Annotated in this window: 15 protein-coding genes; 8 read left to right on the top strand and 7 right to left on the bottom strand. The window is 33.2% G+C overall.

The window, feature by feature from the left end; translation table 11 throughout:
* Positions 1-62 precede the first annotated feature (62 nt).
* From G3A47_RS20855 to G3A47_RS20825, 7 genes are all read left to right on the top strand, one after another.
* Positions 63-431 (top strand): BlaI/MecI/CopY family transcriptional regulator, encoded by a 369-nt coding sequence (locus tag G3A47_RS20855; RefSeq protein ID WP_166925943.1) that lies wholly within the window; start codon positions 63-65, stop codon positions 429-431.
* 7 nt (positions 432-438) lie between these two features.
* The gene (locus G3A47_RS20850; RefSeq protein ID WP_166925941.1) at positions 439-2,064 is read left to right on the top strand and encodes a M56 family metallopeptidase; all 1,626 of its coding nucleotides are present in this window, start codon (positions 439-441) and stop codon (positions 2,062-2,064) included.
* Positions 2,065-2,093: 29 nt separating this feature from the next.
* Positions 2,094-2,459, top strand: a complete 366-nt coding sequence (locus G3A47_RS20845) for a BlaI/MecI/CopY family transcriptional regulator (protein ID WP_166925939.1) — start codon at positions 2,094-2,096, stop codon at positions 2,457-2,459.
* A 10-nt stretch (positions 2,460-2,469) separates the two neighbouring features.
* The gene (locus G3A47_RS20840; protein WP_166925938.1) at positions 2,470-4,266 is read left to right on the top strand and encodes a M56 family metallopeptidase; all 1,797 of its coding nucleotides are present in this window, start codon (positions 2,470-2,472) and stop codon (positions 4,264-4,266) included.
* Between the two features lie 17 nt (positions 4,267-4,283).
* Complete coding sequence (locus tag G3A47_RS20835; protein WP_166925936.1) at positions 4,284-5,741, top strand: serine hydrolase domain-containing protein; 1,458 nt, start codon at positions 4,284-4,286, stop codon at positions 5,739-5,741.
* Between the two features lie 91 nt (positions 5,742-5,832).
* Entirely contained in the window at positions 5,833-5,973 is a 141-nt protein-coding gene (locus tag G3A47_RS20830; protein ID WP_166925934.1) for an SsrA-binding protein, read from the top strand.
* A 208-nt stretch (positions 5,974-6,181) separates the two neighbouring features.
* On the top strand, positions 6,182-7,027 hold the full coding sequence (locus tag G3A47_RS20825; protein ID WP_166925932.1) for an EamA family transporter: 846 nt from the start codon (positions 6,182-6,184) through the stop codon (positions 7,025-7,027).
* Positions 7,028-7,311: 284 nt separating this feature from the next.
* Here G3A47_RS20825 and G3A47_RS20820 read toward each other — a convergent pair whose 3' ends face one another.
* From G3A47_RS20820 to G3A47_RS20795, 6 genes are all read right to left on the bottom strand, one after another.
* Complete coding sequence (locus G3A47_RS20820; RefSeq protein ID WP_166925930.1) at positions 7,312-7,866, bottom strand: fasciclin domain-containing protein; 555 nt, start codon at positions 7,864-7,866, stop codon at positions 7,312-7,314.
* 193 nt (positions 7,867-8,059) lie between these two features.
* Complete coding sequence (locus G3A47_RS20815) at positions 8,060-9,769, bottom strand: hypothetical protein (RefSeq protein ID WP_166925928.1); 1,710 nt, start codon at positions 9,767-9,769, stop codon at positions 8,060-8,062.
* Positions 9,770-9,874: 105 nt separating this feature from the next.
* Positions 9,875-10,945 carry a hypothetical protein gene (locus G3A47_RS20810; RefSeq protein WP_166925927.1) on the bottom strand — a complete coding sequence of 357 codons (1,071 nt, stop codon included), beginning with the start codon at positions 10,943-10,945 and terminating at the stop codon, positions 9,875-9,877.
* Between the two features lie 102 nt (positions 10,946-11,047).
* Positions 11,048-12,352, bottom strand: coding sequence for a hypothetical protein (locus G3A47_RS20805; RefSeq protein WP_166925925.1), 1,305 nt, complete (start codon positions 12,350-12,352; stop codon positions 11,048-11,050).
* An 88-nt stretch (positions 12,353-12,440) separates the two neighbouring features.
* A complete protein-coding gene (locus tag G3A47_RS20800; protein ID WP_166925923.1) occupies positions 12,441-13,520 on the bottom strand; it encodes a hypothetical protein in 1,080 nt (359 codons plus the stop codon).
* Positions 13,521-14,190: 670 nt separating this feature from the next.
* Positions 14,191-17,709, bottom strand: coding sequence for a patatin-like phospholipase family protein (locus tag G3A47_RS20795; protein WP_166925921.1), 3,519 nt, complete (start codon positions 17,707-17,709; stop codon positions 14,191-14,193).
* 290 nt (positions 17,710-17,999) lie between these two features.
* Between G3A47_RS20795 and G3A47_RS20790 the strand changes: the two genes are divergently transcribed.
* Positions 18,000-18,533, top strand: coding sequence for an ExbD/TolR family protein (locus tag G3A47_RS20790; protein ID WP_166925919.1), 534 nt, complete (start codon positions 18,000-18,002; stop codon positions 18,531-18,533).
* 372 nt (positions 18,534-18,905) lie between these two features.
* Here the strand turns inward: G3A47_RS20790 and rpsA are convergent, their stop codons facing one another.
* Positions 18,906-20,681, bottom strand: a complete 1,776-nt coding sequence (gene rpsA, locus G3A47_RS20785) for a 30S ribosomal protein S1 (RefSeq protein ID WP_166925917.1) — start codon at positions 20,679-20,681, stop codon at positions 18,906-18,908.
* Positions 20,682-20,821: the final 140 nt, after the last annotated feature.

Here is a 20,821-nt window from a genome sequence, read left to right as displayed (position 1 = left end):
AACTACTTTTGTAGTTGCGTAACTATAAAAATAGTTGTAGTTTTGAATTAAAATTAGAAAACATGCAAAAGCTAACGAACAAAGAAGAGGAAATCATGCACATTTTATGGAAGCTCAAAAAAGCTTTCGTGAAAGAAGTTCAAGCCGAGATTACTGAGGATCAGCCTCATTACAACACACTATCGACTATTGTACGCAATCTCGAAGAAAAAGGATACGTGAGTCATAATGCTTTCGGAAACACCCATCAATATTATCCGATTGTAAGTATTGAAGATTATCGAAAAGGTTTTATGAGTACTGCTATTGATAATTATTTTAATAGTTCTTATAAAAGTATGGTGTCTTTTTTTGCTAAAGAAGAAAAAATTTCTGCAGCTGAATTGCGTGAAATCTTAGCCATGATCGAAAATCCTAAGGAAGACAAATAATCATTTTATGGAAGCACTATTCGTTTATATCGCAAAATCAGGTGGGCTGTTACTGTTGTTTTATGTTGCCTATTATTTTTTACTGCGCAAAGAAACATTCTTTACCAATAACAGATGGTTTTTATTAACCGGTTTGGCTACCTCGCTGATAGTACCGTTTATAGTGTATACCAAAAATGTATGGGTTGCTCCGACTTCAGCACAAAATCTGGATTTTCAACCTGTTTTAGCACAAACAATTGAAAATCAGACTTTTGAAATCAATTGGTACTATGTACTCCTGACCTTCTATAGTATTGGATTTCTGGCTTTCCTGATAAAATTTGCTCTGGATTTTTATAGTTTAAATATCATTCTAAAAGGCAAAAAAGTACAGCAACAAGCAGATTTTAAATTTATTGATATTAAGGAGAATATAGCCCCCTTCTCTTATTTCGAATATATAGTGTACAACTCATCACTTTACACTACATCAGAATTAGAGAGTATTATTGAACATGAAAAAGTACACAGCGATCAGAATCATACCGTAGATGTTTTGATTTCCAGAATCTTCTGCATACTTTTTTGGTTCAATCCAATTATCTGGCTTTACAAAAAAGCAATTTTTCAAAATCTTGAGTTTATTGCAGATCATGAAGCTTCCAAAAAACTTACTGATAAAAAAGCCTATCAGTATACTCTTTTAAAAATAACAACACATGAAAACGGTGTTGCCATTACCAATCATTTTTATCAATCATTAATCAAAAAACGAATTGTTATGTTAAATCAAAATCAATCACACAAAAGGAATTATTGGAAGTATTGTACTGTAATTCCGGCACTTGTAGCGTTTGCACTTCTATTTCAGGTTGAAGTTGTCGCTCATGAAAAAGAACTAACAGTAAAAAGCAGCCTTTCAAAAGAAACGAAAGCGATGGATGTTTATAAGATCCAAAAATCTACTACAGATCAGGAACTTGCTGAAATGGTAGAAAAATTAAAAGCAAATCACAATGTTGAAGCTGTTGTTTCTGAAACAAAAAGAAACTCAAAAAATGAATTAACAGCTATTAAAGTGGATCTTAAAAACGGTACAACAGAAACTCAGGCAATTCATCTTTCGGGTTCTGAGCCTATTAAAGAATGTGGTATTATTATTAAAACCGATGAAAACGGGTCTAAAAGAATAATCTTAGTTACTAAAAACAATAAAGAAAAAGAGTCTGTTGAAGAATCAAAAATAAAAAATAAGAAATCTCAAAAAACTAATAGCTTTACCTATGTTCAAACTGATGATACTACTAGTGAAAATGCTGGCGCAAATGCTACTACAAATACTAATGTAAGCACTACAGTAAAAACCAATGTAAACACAAATGTAAGTGTAACTACAAATGGTGACAATGAAGAAACAACAACTATTGTATACAATAGCGAAGCAAAACCAAAGCTTGTAGTAAAATCCGGTGGCAGTTCTGCTAAAAGACTTTTAATCGTTGATGGCGTTGTACAATCAGACGATACAGAATTAGATGATCTTGATTCGGTTAATATCGAAAAAATGAGTGTTTTCAAAGGTCCTCAGGCTGTACAAAAATATGGCGAAAAAGGTCGAAATGGCGTGATTGAAATTACAACCAAAAAATAGGTCTTCTCCATAATTTAAAACCTTAAGCCATGCAAAAGTTAACCAATAAAGAAGAGGAAATCATGCACATTTTATGGAAGCTCAAAAAAGCCTTCGTAAAAGAGGTTCAAGCCGAGATCACGGAAGATCAGCCGCATTACAATACCCTTTCGACTATTGTTCGTAATCTGGAGGAAAAAGAATATGTGAGCCATAATGCTTTCGGAAACACCCATCAATATTATCCGATTGTAAGTATTGAAGAGTATCGAAAAGGTTTTATGAACACTGCTATTGATAATTACTTTAATAGTTCCTATAAAAGTATGGTCTCTTTTTTTGCTAAAGAAGAGAAAATTTCTGCCGCTGAACTGCGTGAAATTTTAGTCATGATCGAAAATCCAAAACAAAAATAATCATCATTTTATGGAAGCACTATTCGTTTATATCGCAAAATCAGGTAGCTTATTACTTTTGTTTTATACTGCTTATCATTTCTTATTACGCAAAGAGACCTTCTTTACCAGTAACAGATGGTTTTTATTGACCGGATTAATTACCTCACTGGTTTTACCTTTTATAGTGTACACCAAAATTATCTGGATCGATCCTGTGCCGGTTTCAAATATAAGTTACTCTCCTGCTTCAATTACGCATGTTATAGAAGAAGAGTCTTTTGAAATCAACTGGAACCTGGTTTATATGGTTGTTTATGCGATTGGTTTTATTGCTTTCTTAACCAAATTTGGAATAGACTTTTATAGTTTGAATTCTGTACTGAAAGGTAAAAAAGTGCAACAACAAGCTGATTTTAAATTTATAGATACAAACGAAAATATTGCTCCCTTCTCTTATTTTGATTATATCGTTTACAACTCATCACTGTACACTGCTTCAGAATTAGAGAATATTATTGAACATGAAAAGGTACACAGCGATCAGAAGCATACTGTCGACGTTTTGATTTCCAGAATCTTCTGTGTACTGTTTTGGTTCAATCCAATAATCTGGTTTTATAAAAAAGCCATCATTCAAAACCTTGAGTTCATTGCAGATAGTGAAGCTGCAAAAAAACTTTCGGACAAAAAAGCGTACCAATACACGCTTTTAAAAATAACAACACACGAAAGTTGTGTTACAATCACCAATCATTTTTATCAATCATTAATCAAAAAACGAATTGTCATGTTAAACAAAAATCAATCAAAAAAAAGGAACTATTGGAAGTATTATGCCATACTTCCGGCACTTCTAACTTTCGTAATCCTGTTTCAAATCAAAACCATAGCACAGGAGAAAAAACAGACGCAGGAAGTTACTAAAGAAAATAATCAGACGCAAGATGTTTACAAAATCAAAAAGAACACTACCGATCAGGAATTAAAGGAAATTACAGCACAATTAAAGTCAAATCACAATGTTGATATTGTTATATCGAAAGTGAAAAGAAATTCAGCTAATGAATTAACAGCCATCAGATTAGATATTAAAAGAGAAGCCAGAGAAGCACAAACCATGCAAATACAAGGCACTGAAGCCATTAAAGATTGTGGAATTGTAATTGTAACGAATGATAATGGTACCAAAAAAATCAAATTAATCTCAGATGGTGAACTTGACGATGTAGCTGATATTGATGATCCGGTACAGGTTAGAGAAAGTAAAACCGTATATCAAAACGGAACCTATGCGGCACCTCCTACTCCGCCAGCACCTCCGGTTTTTGCAAGTGCTGCAATACCATCACCTCCAACTGCCATGGCTAATATGCCTAAACCTCCTGTTCCTCCTGCAAATCTAAATGATGAAAAGGCGATGAAAAATTACGAAAGGGATATGGATGAATTTGAAAAAAAAATGAATGAACTTGAGCCAAAATTAGCTGCTTACGAAAACGAGGTAAACGAAATCATGTCAAAATACGAAGCTGTTTTCGAAAAAGAAATGCAGAAATACGAATTAGCGATGGACAAATACAATGCTGATATGGAAAAGTACAATCTCAATAACTATCAAAAAAATGGCGATAGCAAACAACATGAGATAGACATGAAGCAACATGAAAAAGATATGAGACAATATGAAATTGACATGAAGCAACATGAGAAAGACATGAGGCAGTATGAAAGAGATATGAGACAACATGAGAGAGACATGAGACAACAGCAAAGAGCTATTATCCAACAGCAAAAAAGTATGGCTAAAAGACAGAAAACAAATTAAAAACACATCTTAAGTCAATGAAAAAATCTCTCTTTATCGCTTCGTTTTTTGCATTTTTAAACTGCTGCTTTAGTCAGAGTGTCACTATTGATGCTAAGGAAACAGCACAGAAAATTGATACCTATCTCAAAGAAGTAATACAGGTAAATGAGATCCCGGGAGCTGCATTAGCAGTAATCAAAAACGGAAAAGTGATTTATGAGAAATATTATGGAAAAGCATCATTAGAAGAGCATAAACCAGTGGATAAAAACACTGGTTTTAAAATTTTCTCAACCACAAAATTGATTACTAATGTTGGTGTTTTTCAGTTGATAGAAAACAAAAAGTTGTCATTAGATGATTCTATTTCAAAATATTTAAACAATATTCCAAAAGAATGGCAAGGAATAAAAGTTGCTCATTTATTGTCTCATTCTTCAGGCTTGCCCAATATAATTGCATTCAACGACATTCCGATTACCTTACCTTATGAAAAAAGAATTGAAATATTAGCAACAAAACCAATGGAATTTGCAACAGGAGCCAGATACCGTTACAATCAAACCAACTATTTGTTCCTGGCCAAGATAATTGAGAAAATAACAGGTTTGACTTTTGACGAATATATCTTAAAAAATCAATTTGCAGCTGTAAAATCCGGTGTTTCTTTTTTATCCGATACAGCAGGTGCTTTACCTGCCGACGGCATTAGATATACTTACAATCCTGAAACTAAAAAATACGAAAACAAACCGATGAACTTTGGTATTGATTCGCATTCAGCAAACGGGCTGGTTATCACGCTTCCCGAATTTATTCGTTGGAATGAGAATCTTGATAACAATACGTTTATGAGAAGTGATACTAAATATGCAATGTGGGAGCCATTTCAATACGCTAATGATACACGTGCTTTTACATATGGTTGGGAAGTTGTTTCTTTGAACAAAATACCTTCTTATGGATTTACGGGAGGCAACGAAACGGCCTTTCGAAAGTTTATTAAGAATGATATGACCATTATATTTTTATCTAACGGACACAAATATTTAGATTTATATGTACAATCACAAGTGGTCGATCATGTTGCAGGAATTGTAGACAAAACTCTTGTTGATGCTTATTCCTTGGCTGCAGAAAAGATAAATTATGATTTTTTAAGACTTGACATTAAAAAATCAAAACAAAACTATCTTACGACCAAAAAGACACATCCGGACTGGAATTTTGAGTACCGATTAAACGAGATTGCCTATACCCTCATGAACTATGGAAGATTGAACGATGCCATAAAAATCTTTGAATTAAATGCCAAAGAAAATCCAAAATCAGGCAATGCATTTGACAGTCTGGCAGAGAGCTATTACAAAAATAATCAGCTACAACTTGCGAAACAGAATTACGAAAAATCAGTAGTGCTTTCGCCCGAAAATACCAATGCGAAAGAAATGCTTGAAAAAATTAAGTTACTGATTGCGAAACAAAAACCTTAACAGAATAAAAAATACATCTAATTTATTACTAAGAAAGACTTTACTAAATAGCAAAGTCTTTTTTTATATCTTTGAAAAAAATTAACCTACTATGTATAAAATTTTAGCCAAACTAAATAAGGTACTTTTGCCCAGTTTAACCAAGCAGGGCCTAGATATTACTAAAGCAAAGAAATGGCAATTGGCTCTTATAGGTTACCGCTACTTTGTGACCAAGCGTGCTTTAGATTAATTCACTGGAATATTTCTTGCGAATTGGCAAAACATTTTATGCTGCCCGATGTTTTCTTTTGAGAATTTGTGTGATTTCCTAAAATACACCCTTCTAAAAGAATCCTATCAGTTTTATTGTCTTTACTGCAAAGGCCATACTTTTATACTAACCTAAAGCCTTTTCTGCTTAGTTATTTGTAGTTTTGCTTTTTCAGCATAAACTTTCAATGAAGAACAAAGAATTTAACCTCTCTCCGGTTCCGGCTGTGCTATTGGCAATTATTAGTGTACAATGTGGTGCTGCTATTGCTAAAACAATTTTTCCGGCTCTTGGTGCGGCGGGAACAGCTTCTATACGAATTGGTATCTCAGCTCTTATCTTATTTGCCGCTTATCGCCCCAATTTATTTAAAATTACCAAACAACAGTGGAAAATTGTCATTCCATACGGTTTGAATTTGGGTGCAATGAATTTAATATTTTATCTGGCGATAGAGAGAATCCCAATTGGCTTATCAGTTACTCTGGAATTCATAGGTCCTTTATTACTCGCCATAATCGGGTCCAGGCGTCTACTGGATTATTGCTGGGTACTACTCGCAGCGGTCGGAATACTTTTAATTGCCCCCTGGACCAATAGCAGAATAGACACATTAGGAGTTATTTTTGCCCTTTTGGCCGGAGGACTTTGGGCTACTTATATTGTTTTAGGTGGAAAAGTTTCAAAAATTATGAAAGATGGTGAGGCTGTTTCTGTCGGAATGCTCTTTGCTGCTCTTTTAATTCTGCCTTTTGGCTTTTACGAAAATGGACTTGTCAATCTAACTCCAAAGCTTTTTGGGCTAAGTATCGCTTTAGCGCTTTTATCAAGTGCAATTCCGTTTACCTTAGAAATGAAAGCTTTAGGACAACTTCCTCCGCGTACTTTCAGTATATTAATGAGTTTAGAACCTGCTGCAGCTGCTATTTGCGGGTTTATTTTTCTTCAGGAACGTTTAAGTTTTTATGAAATACTAGCGGTTGCTTGTGTTGTTATTGCCTCGGCTGGTTCCACTTTAACAGCCAAACGATAAGTTATTTGAATTCAAATGCTTTTTAACACATAAAAACATAGTTTTGAAAACGGAAAAAGACGTTTTACTTCTTTTAGTACTCATAGCATGATTATGCAGTAGAAATGCGTTTGCTATTTCTACTAGTTTTATACGCAAACTCTTTGTTTAAATATTCTAATTACATTTTTTAAAGAGTTACATACAATCGACTAAATACTGCTATTTCTCAATTTATATTGCATAAAAAAAGAACTATAAATGATGCATCTACAGTTCTTTTTTTGCTTTCTTACTCTATCAAATTAGCTTTTTGGTAATAAAACAGTGTCAACTACATGAATTACACCATTGGACTGATTTACGTCTGCAATTGTAACTTTAGCTTTGTTACCACTCTCATCGCTGATATATAAAGTTTTGCCATCCATCCAGGCAGTTAATGTGCCTCCGCTTACTGTTTTCAGTGTTGCTTTGCCTTTACCGTTTTTAATTGCTTTTGCAATGTCGGAAGCATTCATTTTTCCGGCCACAACGTGATACGTTAAAATATTCTGAAGCATTTTTTTGTTTTCCGGTTTCAATAATGTTGTTACTGTTCCTGCGGGTAATTTATCAAACGCTGCATTTGTTGGGGCAAAAACAGTAAATGGTCCTTTACTTTGTAAAGTTGCTACCAAATCTGCTGCTTTTACGGCAGCTACCAAAGTAGTATGATCTTTTGAGTTTACTGCATTTTCAATAATATTTTTGTTCGGATACATTGCTGCTCCGCCAACCATTACTGTTTTTTGTGCATTTGAAGTAAATGCAAATCCTAAGACTAAAACTGCTGCTGATAAAAATTTTCTAGTTTTCATAATTAATGTTTTAAGTTATAAAGGCATTTACGCTGTAATAATCGTTTTGGTTTTAAAGAGATAGCAAAAATGTAAGTACTGTATTCAATAAATCCCAAAAAGTGAAATTCCAAATTCCAAATGGCTCTCAACATTGGAATTTGGAATTTCACTTTTTGGGATTTGCTTTTCCAGATTTTTCTGCGTCTTTGCTTTACTTTCTGGGTCTAACAATTTTCGGGACTTTTTGAGATGTTTTACATGTTGTGGTAGCAGAAGACTGACGCGTTTTTTGTTGCTCTTTATTAACAGGCTGAGTCATTGCTGATAGATCATTTTTTTGAGGAATATGTGTCGTGTTTTTATTGTCCTTTTTCTGAGAAGAAACTATTGACGCATTTTTATTTTCTTTCGCTAATTTCAATTCATTTTTCCTTAAAATTTCATTGATCATATCCTTTTCAATACTATTGGGATGAAACATGCCAGACTTACCTTCGATAGTAACACTAGTTATTCTACTATTATCCTTCTTTAACCTCAAGGCTATATCTGCTAACATTGTTTCATTTGTTCCTGCAAAACCTCTTTCAACAACATCAAAACCTGATTTATTCTTAATTTTAAAGTTTTCGATTGTACTATCTTGATCGTTCCTTAATACAAAGTGTACTTTTTCTAAAACATGACTATTCGTACTCCCTGAAAAAGTATAAGTGTAAGATTCTTTTGATTCGTTTTTAATACGATCACTTTCACTTATTTTTAGAGGTGATTCTTTCCTAATATTAACGCTTTGTACTTTACTACTTTTATCCTTCTTTAATATGCCATTAATTTTTTTTAAGCTTTCTTTGTTCTTTCCCTGATCAAAATTATAAGTGTAAATTAGACCTGATCCTCCTCTAATATTAACACTTTCTAATTTACTACTATTATCTTTTTTTAAAATTAATCTTATTTTTCCTAAAATTTCTTTATTTGTACCCCTATAAAAAGTATGAGTATCACATAGAGCTGATTCTTTTTTAAGATTAACATTTTCTATTTTGCTATTTTTATCCTTCTTCAATATGGCATCAATTTTTTCTAAACTTTCTTTATTTTTCCCTTTATTAAAATTATCAGTATTAGATAGACCTGATTCTTTCTTACTAGTACCACTTTCCATATTCTCTGTAAAAGCGTCCTTAGGTAGTGGTAGATTTAGTTTTTTAATAAAATACTCACTAAGACTTTCAGAAAAAGTCTTACGGTTTTTATTTTTCTGATATTTTATATTGGAAAGTACTTGTTTTTTCAAATTATTAAGAAGCGTTCCATGTAGCCCTTTAGGGGTATGCATTCCTATATTAGAATCTGGATTTCTATTTTTTGTAAAAGCATCAATACTACTCTTAGAACTATCAACTAAAAAGTTAACAATCTTATCTGAACCATTGTGAGAAGCTTCGCCTTCTAATTTAGATATGATATTAATTTTAGAATTAGCTCTCATTTCAGGAGAATAATTCGCCGGAACACTTTTAATTTCAAGATTTTTCAAATGATCAAGGTGATGCATATCATATAGGGCACGAATAGCCTTATGAGGAGATGCCGTTAACACTATTACATTAATTCCAAGTTTCTGAAAATTTCCTACGATTTCATTAAGGCGGTTTCCATCAAAAAAATCACCTGTATGATCTCTTTCGTTTAATATTGAATTACGAGTGTGATTTTTTATTGCTTCCTGTATTGCTTTTTTAGAAAGCTCCGTAACTTCATTTTCACCAATAAGTTCGGACTGTAATTGTTTCTTTGTTAGATCCGGAATTTGATTGTCTTTATATTTATTTAAATAATTAGCGAGAATATCATGAAGATTTCCATCAAACTGTGTGTTGTCGAACTCTAAAAAAAGGTTTATTGTTTTATCCATTTTATTGTTTATAGTTAAAATATCCAATTCTTTTTATTTTTTTTGCCTTTCTAATTCATTAAGAGTTTATAGTCTTTAAAATTGTACTTTGGCAACTATTTTTAATTAATGCTTTTTCATAGCTTTACGAGCAGCAGCTTCCGCTTTTTTAGCATTAAACTGTAAGTTGTGTTGTCTTGCTATATATGACGGCGAGTCAGAAGTCTGTCTTGGTTTTTGCTGTTTTTTATTGATAGCTCCGGTCATCTTTGAAAGATCTTCACCACCTACAGCTCCAAGTGTAGCATCATGTTCTACCAACAGCATACTTTCAGGATCGCTTCTTTTTCTTTTGGTAAACAAATCTTTAATAGTTTGGAATGCTCCCTTCTTTTCTTTACCAACAGAAGAAGTTTCTGGTAAATTATCTGTGCTTTTAAACTTTTTTTCAATGGTTTTGTCTAAGTCTGTACGCAATAAATTATCAATGCTTTTATATACATTTTTACTTTTCGACAAGTCTTTTAAATCTGATTGAAAGGCTTCTTCTAAATTAACATAACAAACAGCATTCTTTAACTTACTAATAGTATGATCGCTCACACCATTAGTAACATGTATTCCGAGATTACAATCTGGATTTCTATTTTTTCTAAAAGATTTAATTTCAGCATTGTCATGATGAATAAAAATGTTGCATACCTTGTCTGCACCTTTTCTAAACGCTTCTTTCTCAATAGTATCTATTGTTTCCTTTTTATTTTGAATTCCTTCATTGTTTGGAAGAATCTGCAGCACTTTCAAATTTTCAAAATCATTTATCTCATATAAAGCTTTAATAGCATTTGGATATCTAGACTTTGTTAATATCATAAATTTTGTGTTTTCTTTTTCTTTAAACTCTCCCACTACTTTATCAAGTTTATCTGCTCCAAGAAGAGAAACAATTCCCTCCTGCAAAATATTCTTAGAAGTATACAATTCGATTGCCTTTTGTATGGCTTCTTTAGAAAGTGATGAAAGTGGTTTTTCACCGGTAAATTCTTCCTCTAATTGTTTCTTTGATAAATTTGGAATACTATCAAGTTTATATTTATCTTTTTCGTACCCTCTTAAATAATTTTCAACAACAGAGTCGATATCAGTTGAAAACTGCGTGTTGCTGAACTCTAAAAAGATATTTATTCTTTTTTCCATTTTGTATGTTTATTGATTAGACGTTACAATACTCGATACCTTAATACTTTTTTGTCATTTAGAATATTCTCCCTAAACTTTTTACTCTAAAATCTTTTTAAACTAGTGCTTTGGAGATTGAGGTTTAAGAGCAACCTGAGGATATGTTTTTTTAGGTATAGCTCCTTTTGTTTTATCAACCGTTTGCGACTGACTTTGTGTTCTGGTTGTCGCAGAATCAGAGTGCTGTTTTGCTATTTCTTGTTTTTTATTAGCTGGCGCAGTCAGTTTTGAAAGATCCTTTGTACTTGCAGTAGTATGAGATGAGGCTTCAGAATTTTTTTTCTCTTTTTTAAAAATTCCCTTAAAAGTTTTAAGTAAACTAGGTTTTACCTCAGTATACTTTTCCTTACTTGTCGTAAGCACTCCTTTAGAAGAAATCTGTCCGAATATGTCTGAATCTCTGTTGTTTTTATTACTTTTTAAACCTGCGGATAAAAGGTCATCATTACTCTTTGACAACTGTTTCGTTTTTTTCGTAAGTACACTTTTATTTGCAACCTTTCCTGTTATAGACAAAAGATTTTCATTGCTTTTAGACTGTTGTTTAGCTTTTTCTGTAAGAGGGCCTATGTTTACGTATTCTGCCTCCTTTTTTGGTATATTCTTTTCTGAGCTAATTAACTCAAGGTTTATTTTTTTGTTGTCTTTTTTGTTGACTTTCGAAAATTTTAATAAATCTGCTTTTTTTGATTTTACTTTCTCGGCTGGTATTGTTTCTTTGTGGAGAGCTAATAAAGCAATTACATCTCTTTTCAAATCACTAAGAACCTTTTCTGTCATTCCATCCTTAGCGTGAATTCCGAAATTAAAATTCAAATCTCTTCCTTTTTTAAATTCATCAATATTATATTTAGAACTATCAACAAAGAAATTAACAACTTTATCATACCCGCCTTTAAGTAATTCATCTTCAAGCTTCTGTATTCTACTGATTTTATCTTGAGCAATTTGCTGCGAAGTGGTAATAGGTACCCTAAGAATAGAAAGACTTTGCAAATTAGAAAGTTCATTCATTCGGTATACAGTTCTAATTACATTTGGATAACTTGACGTTGTCAACACCATAACAGTAGCGCCAGCACGCTTAAGCTCTCCTACTACTTCATTAAGTCTTTTTCCATCAAAAAAGTCAAAACCATTATCTTCATTCAATTCAATTTTTTTGCGAAGTGCTTCTAATATAGCAATTTCAGACTCATTCGAAATTGAACTTTCACCAGTAAGTTCAGCTCTTAATCGTTCCTTTGATAAATCCTTAATACTATCATCTTTATAATTATTTAAATACTTAGTCAAAGCATTCTGAAAGTGTCCCTCAAACTGAGTGTTGTCGAAGTCTAGAAAGACATTTGTTACTGTTTGCATATTGTTATTTTTTAAATTGCATCCTTGATATATGAATTTGCTTTAAAATCTTATTCTCTAAGAATATTCTCCAGATCCTCTCATCTGTCTAAAGTTTTTTAGTGTGTTTCAATTCTTTAGATGCAGATTCTTTAGTCTTGTCTGTTTCTTGTGATTTTTTATGTGTCTGGGCTCCCGGAATAAAAATAGGATTCTCTACAAACTGTTGCTCAATATTGATTGGTTTCGCCATGGCTGAAAGATCACTCGCTTCCTTACTTTCCGGAGAAGGAGCCGATGCTCCATGCTTATCTTTAGAGCTTAAAATACTGATACTTTTAAGTTTTTGTAACAGTCCTGCCTTTTTCTCTTCTTTAGTGTCAGTCGAAGATGTTAAACCTAATATGCTCTCATTATCTTTTTGTTCATTTATAGCACTTTTATCAGTTTTTACGTTTTTCTTATCATAAGAAGCACTCATATACTCTAAACTCGCTGCTTGACCAGCCTCTTCCAACAAATTATTGTTAGTTTGTATCGTTGTAAGTACAAAATTTTGAAAAGTCTCTAAAAATGGTTTGTTCATTCCTCGTAAGACATTAAATCCAAAATTATTACTCCTGTCTCTATCTTTGTTAAACGCTCTAATAGGCTCTGAAGAATCATCTACAAAAAAATTAATAACTCTATTAGCTGCATTTTCTAAAAGAAGCTGTTTTTCAATAGCGGTTATTTTTTCAATTTTATCATTAGCCTCTTGCTGGATATTAGGAGTAACAGCACAATTTATAATTGGAATACCTTGAAGACTAGTTAGATTGTATATTCTGTATAACGAATTGATCACATTTGGGAAATCAGATGATGTCAATACCATAACATTAACCCCATTCTTTTTAAGAATTCCTACTACTTCATTAAGCTTCTGTGCATCAAAAAAATCAAGACTTTTATTTTGCTTGTGCAACTTCAATTTTTCTTTGTAAAGACCTATTGCTTTAATTATTGCAACTTCAGAATCACTTGTAATTGGATGTTCGCCAGTAAGTTCCGCCCTTAATCTTTCTTTTGATAAAAGGTAAACATCATCATCTTTATAATTGTTTAGATAATCGGACAAAATATTATGAAGATGTCCATCAAATTGAGTGTTATCGAAGTCTAAAAAGACATTTGTTATTGTTGGCATATAGTTACTTATTTTGGTGTGTTTACTGGATTAAAATACTAAAATAGTGTTGTATGCGGTTTTATTAAGGTATCTCAACGAAGCATCAAAAGGAATTTCCTATAGAAAAAAGAATTCGCAAAGAATTGTTAATCAATAATAAATTATTACCAAATTATTCTGCTAGTCTCGATAAACCGGAAAGGAGAATAACAGAGATCAAATAATTAGGTAAAAAATTTAATTGTGGTAATTTGGTCGATATTCTTGATGAAATAAAAATAACAGGAATTAAATCTTATGTCATTGTGAATGATATACTCCTGAAGAATTGAATTATTAGTGTTTAAATAATTTTAGTGTACACAAACTATAAAACCATATTGTCAACGAAAAAAGCAGAAACCGAAAAAACTTAATAATCAATCTGTAAAAACTGCTAAGAACTATTGCAAATATCTCTCATTAAGTAATGGTCTTTTGCCCAAAAACGTTTTTTTTATAACAGAATAAGCTTTTTATAGCTTATATCCGCAAATTTGAAAGTTGTTAGTCTCTCTTGTGCTTCTACAAGCCACAATCATTTTAGGCACACTTTGTTTATTGGACAAAAAAAATCCAAATTCCAAATGGTGCTCAACATTGAAATTTGGAATTTGAAATTTGGAATTTGAAATTTTACCTTTGGTATTTACTTTGAAGGCAAATGTAGCTCCGATAGATCTTTTATAGAATGATAACCTAACTTACGATAACTTTCAAACTGTGCTTCATCAAAAAACTGATCTGCTGTAGACTGCTGCGGAAAATCAGGATTGGCTAAGGCATATTCCCTAATATCAATAGGTTCATCACCTGTTAAGCCAGCTTTTATATAAATTAATATCCCTTTCTGTTTGGTACCCGGGTAATTGATTTTTCCTTTAAGAATATGTTTCTTTTTGGATTTTTCTGCATGTTTGGTAATATCCTCAAAATTATCGAAGACTATTTCAACACCAAAATCAATTCGGCATCTTCTGATCGCATTTGCCAAGCCCTCACAGGCAACATCCTGATCCTGTTCGCCATCGCCTAAAATAATATAGCGACAACGTCTCCTAATGAGCTCATACAATCCCATGTTGTCAAAATGTCCTCCATCAGAAAGGCATACATAATCCATATTAATATCTGATTTGCCTGTTAAATCATGAATGAGGTACAACAATCCACCTCTCGGATCAGAGTCTTTCCATCTTTTAAGTCTCGTATTACCAATCCACCATCCCAAACGGACATTAAAAATGGTTAACAAAAAAGCCATAGGTGCTGAAGAATGATATCCCCAGTTGGGATTAACTGCTGCTCCGGATATCGCCATCGCGGTTCCAATAGTTGGACCTCCTTTTTCGTTCGAAAATTTATTTGTAGGGCGATAACCGTATTCATAAACATGGTCGACATCATAAGTAGACGGACGTGTTGGACTAAAATCGTAGCCACAATACAAAGGGGTAAAAACAAATGATTCTGCTTTGCGATCTTGTCGGTCCAATGCTGAAACCACAGTAGCATTAAGTGCTGTATTAAGAATCGGATACGGACCAAAATACCCGTCTTTAACCTGCATAGACGATAACAATATATCATCATTTGTGTCAAAACCGGTAAATGCATTGGCTGTTTTTATACGGTCTTCTCTCGTGCGAGTTGCACCCATAAAGGCTCTGATTAAGCGATTTCGGTAAAAGTGATGAAGAGAAAACTCATTTACACCAACCCTCGAGCTCAAAATAAGTGTAACTATAAATAGTATAACCGTTATCATCAGATTATCAAAATCGGAATGCCCTTCTCTTATTACGTTTATGATAGCAGAACCTATAAGTAAAACGCCAATCATAAAAATAAATGGTACCATCTTGACAAATGTATTCGTAATACTTTTAGATTTAGTCGGATCATCAGTTTCTTTAGACTCAAACGCTTTTTTCACGCCCCAAGCCACGATCGCGGCCCAGCCACCCAAGCCACCCAAGCCGACAGGCACAGAAATTAGTGCCCCCACTTTCTTAGCGTCTAAACTATCTTTAATATTCGCCCATAAATCAGGCATAATGAACACACCAAAACAAATAAGTATCCAGAAAAGTATAAAACGATTTACATAACCTCCTGTTCTTCCCCACCATTCCCGACGATAGTCAGGAAAAATTCTGCCCATTATCGCCATTCTTGTGATAATAGCAATGGAAAAAATTTCAAGAACTATAGGGAGACCAAATAACAACATTACTTTATCTGTACATATTCTTGAGTTAAAATTTCTGACTAGAACCAATATAGCTTCGTAATTTTTCCAAAACAAGTAAAGCAATACTCCTAAAACCATCGAAGCAACAGCCGAAGACGTAATTATCGCCAACCAACTTTTAAATGCTGTCTTATTTTTTTCCTTTTTTATACTGTTTTGTTCATCTTCAGAGACTTTCTTCTCCATTATATTTACTTTACCTAGCTGGACAAGATCATATCTTTTATGATAGTTTCCCATAAATGCAACAAAAATCAACGCAATAAATGACGGAAGAGAAGTGTTAAAAATAAACCAGAAATTAATATCCTCATGTTTACCGCAGACTTCATTTATGTTTACATTAAAAATAAATGTACTCACCAGAAAGGCGCAAATAATCGTCCATATAATAAGCAAATAAGGCAGAGTACCTGTTACATTTGTAAGAAAAGAAACATCAATATTAAATACGTTCCAAATTTTTGCATACCGTACCACTTTCCTTTTTTGCTTTACTTTGTAGTAGGATCGCATCGCGAGAGCCGCAATAAGCGCTCCGACAGACAACATAAGAGTATTCAACCAAAAAAACGGGATTCTATCCTTCTCTTCTAGCTCTTTAAAATAACCTCCTAGCATCTCCCAGCCTTTGTAAAGGTCCAAAATCAGGGAAAAAACAGTTAGTAATACCAGCAATAAAAGGGTTTGATTGACAAGAGTATTTCTTAACCAGGTCATCCCGGACGTCCAGGCATCCGGAGACATCATTCCCACGTTTGGAGACAGATAATTGCTGAACATTCTGAGCCAACGGATCGGACGAACTTCATCAGCAAACGGATCGGACGACTTTTCAGGACATAACTGATCGGTAACTTTACTAAAAGATCCAGAACGTTTAATCCACGACGTATACCATGTGCCTATGTAACCACCTCCTGAAACTGTAGAAATGTAATCAATTTTTTCTAAGACGTCAAGGCTTGCCAATCGTTGGAGTATCCCCAGGTTAAAAGTAGCCGAACGGATCCCTCCTCCCGAGAAAGCAATGCCTAAAAGTTTCATATCCACAGCTCTTATCATAGGATCGCCTTTGTTTCCTTCATGCAATGTTTTTTCCGCAGCAGCACTCTTAAATATATTTTCATCATTCGTCACCGAGGCCTGCCACTCTTTCCTCCTTTTTTCACGTGCTTTTTCGATTTCATTAAGCTCGTCATTAAACAATGTCTCAAATGGCAACGTGAATTCTCTTTTTATTTTATCTTTTGGGTTATCATTGAGTAACTGTCTGAGAAGTTTTTTATCATTTGTGAGATAATCAATCGCAGCTTCTCTATTTTCCTTACTCCACCATGTTTTATGATTTTTTAAATCAATATCGCTCAGAAGCTCTGCATAATCTTTTTCTTTAGAGACGTAAAATTGATAGAGACGTATCTCGTATGAGGATTTATTTTGCCCGGCCATTGCCTGTACCACCTGAACCGGCATGTATCTGAGTATTTCTACCAGTTTTTTTCGTTCTTCTAATGTTCCTTTATAAAGTGCGGCTCGTATTTGTTGTCTCCAAAAAAAGGGAACCCTAAATAATAAAAGCTCAGTCGTTCCTGACTTATCCATATGTTTTTTATCAATATTGGCGGCAAGCCATTTCAAAAGATCATATAGTATCGCTAAATATACTTTCGTCAGTTTCTTATCTCCAAATTTACTTGGACTATGCCAGACCAGATCTGTTATCATATCAATCTGACCGGGAGTCAGTCCATTGATGCCATAGTCATCCTCTATATTTTCTCCAAGATTTTTCCATGATTCTTTGTTCAGTAACTCTTTTGGAAAAGTGTTCTGCGGATTGCTTTTTAAGATATCCTGAAAAAGGGTCAAATAGGATATTGCCTCAGCTGTTAAATCGGTTACTATATCCATAGCAAATAAGGTTAAATATTAATGTAGTACAAATGCTAAAAAGTTCGAACAATTCTTCTCCAATAGCAGAGAAAGTTAAGTATCCATTAGAGTTCTTATTTCAAAATAGTAGTCTTTCTAATTTTGAAAACGATAAACTAAATTACATAAAAAGCACATTTAAAAATCACGTATAAGTACCTGTTTACAAAGCTCTTGAAATGCATTATATTAAAAAGCAAAAATATATTTCACAAAACCACATACAACTTGATATATTTTTCATAGTTTTAAGAAAAAACATCTTTATTATGCAAAATCTACCACAAAAAATCAGAAGTAAAAAACTAAGCTCAAAAGTTGATTTAACTGCCATGGTAAATGTTTCTTTTCTGCTGATTATATTCTTTATGATGGTAACCGAACTGGCTAAACCAAAAGTTATGGATCTAAATCTACCTGATAACGATTATACTACTTGCGGACGTGTAAATTGTGGTGCAGGCCTTGAGGTTCGAATGATGACAATTTTACTTGATAAAGATGACAAAATTATAACGTATTCAGGATTACTAGACTATCCGCTTCAAGCTCCTAAGAAAATAAGCTATGGAACTAATGGTATTCGTAAAGAATTATTATTGAGAAATAAAGCAGTACTAAACTATTCTGCAGCTATGGGAAAACCGGGAAGAGGAATAACGGTAATCATAAAACCGGGTAAAAAATCGAACTACGGGAATCTGGTCGATATTCTAGATGAAATGGCAATTGCAAAAATTAATACTTATGTAATTGTTAATGATTTCACTCCTGAAGAATCTGAATTATTAGCCTCTAAATAATTTAATATACTCAAACCATAAAACCATATGATCAACAAAAAAGAGGAAACCGAAGTTTCCTCAAAAAAAACTTAATAATCAATCTGTAAAAACAGATAAGAACCTTTGCAAATTTCTCTAAATAATAGAATATTTTCTGTCCAGAAACGCTTTTAAAATAACAGAATAAGCTTTTTTTAATTTTTAACTGCAATCCGAAGAAAAAAACTATTCAACGAATTTTTGATAACATTTTTCTAAAACTTGAAACTTGAAACTTGAAACTTGGAATTTGGAATTTGGAATTTGAAACTTGGAATTTAAACTTTAAAGTTATAGCAAAAAAAAAGTCCCACATCACTGTGGGACTTTCTATTTAAAGGAAACTAAGAATTATTTTTTCTCAGTTTTTTCCATTTTAGCTTTTAATGCAGCTAATACATCATTGTTATCTCCTAAAGTTGCAGCTGGTGCATTAGTAGATGCAGATGAAGTATTTTCAGTTGCAGCTTTCACGTTTTTCTCTTCTTCTTCACGGAAGATAGCAGTGTGAGAAGCAACTACTCTTTTGAATTCTTTGTTGAATTCGATTACTTTGAAATCAGCAGTATCACCTTTTTTCAATTTCTTTCCGTCTTCTTTTTCAAGGTGACGAGTAGGAATGAAAGCAACGATATCATCTCCGAATTCTACAGTAGCTCCTTTGTCAACGATTTCAGAAATCTCACCATTGTGGATAGTTCCTACAGCGAAAGAATCTTCGTATTGATCCCAAGGATTAGCAGTAGTTTGTTTGTGACCTAAAGATAATTTACGTCCTTCAACATCTAATTCTAATACTACTACATCAAGTTTTTCACCAACATTTACAAATTCAGATGGGTGTTTGATTTTCTTAGTCCAAGATAAGTCAGAGATGTAAATTAATCCATCAATTCCTTCTTCTAATTCTACGAAAATACCAAAGTTTGTAAAGTTTCTAACGATACCTGTATGTTTAGAACCTACTGGGTATTTAGAAGTGATATCAGTCCATGGATCTTGAGTCAATTGTTTGATACCTAATGACATCTTACGATCGTCTCTGTCTAAAGTTAAGATAACTGCCTCAACAACATCTCCAACTTTTACGAAATCCTGAGCAGAACGTAAATGAGTTGACCATGACATTTCAGAAACGTGGATTAAACCTTCAACACCTTCAGCAACTTCAATAAATGCACCGTAATCAGCGATTACAACTACTTTACCTTTTACTTTATCACCAATAGTTAAATTAGCATCTAAAGCATCCCATGGGTGAGCGTTTAATTGTTTCAATCCTAATTGAATTCTTGTTTTCTCATCATCGAAATCAAGGATTACAACGTTTAATTTTTGGTCTAATTCAAGAACTTCACTTGGGTGGTTGATTCTACTCCAAGAAAGGTCAGTAATGTGAATTAATCCGTCAACACCACCTAAGTCAATAAACACACCATAAGAAGTAATGTTTTTAACAACACCTTCTAATACTTGTCCTTTTTGTAATTGACCGATGATTTCTTTTTTCTGTACTTCGATATCAGCCTCGATAAGCGCTTTATGAGATACAACAACGTTTTTGAATTCGTGGTTAATTTTTACCACTTTGAATTCCATCATTTTGTTTACATATACATCGTAGTCTCTAATTGGCTTAACGTCAATTTGAGATCCAGGTAAGAAAGCCTCAATACCGAAAACGTCAACGATCATACCACCTTTAGTTCTGCATTTTACAAAACCATTAACGATTTCTCCTGTTTCATTTGCAGCGATAACTCTATCCCAAGATTTGATAGTACGTGCTTTTCTGTGAGATAATACTAATTGACCAGTTTTGTCCTCACGGATGTCGATTAATACTTCTACTTTGTCACCTACTTTTAAGTTTGGGTTGTAACGGAATTCGTTTAAAGAAATAACACCTTCCGATTTTGCGTTGATATCAACGATAACGTCTCTATCTGTAATTCTAACAACTACACCTTCTACTACTTCTTCCTGATCTGTAGCGATGAAAGTTTTTGAAACTAGTTCTTCGAATTCTAATAAGTTTTTCTCATCTACTGCATCAATTCCTTCTTGGAAATTGTGCCAGTTAAAATTTGCTAAAAACTCTTCTTGTGATTTCAATTGTTCAGACATGCTGATAAAAAATTTGTATTCTGTTTTTCTTGAGTTTCATTAAGCGATAGAAAAAACAGAAGTTGTTTTACATAAATTGTTGATACCTAGTGGAAACTCTACTCTGCCAAAAGGACTGCAAAAGTACTACATTTATTTGT

The sequence above is a fragment of the Flavobacterium poyangense genome (assembly GCF_011751075.1).
GTDB classification, from domain to species: domain Bacteria; phylum Bacteroidota; class Bacteroidia; order Flavobacteriales; family Flavobacteriaceae; genus Flavobacterium; species Flavobacterium poyangense.
Note: the sequence above shows the minus strand (reverse complement) of the source record. Positions and strands in the feature narration are given on the sequence as shown.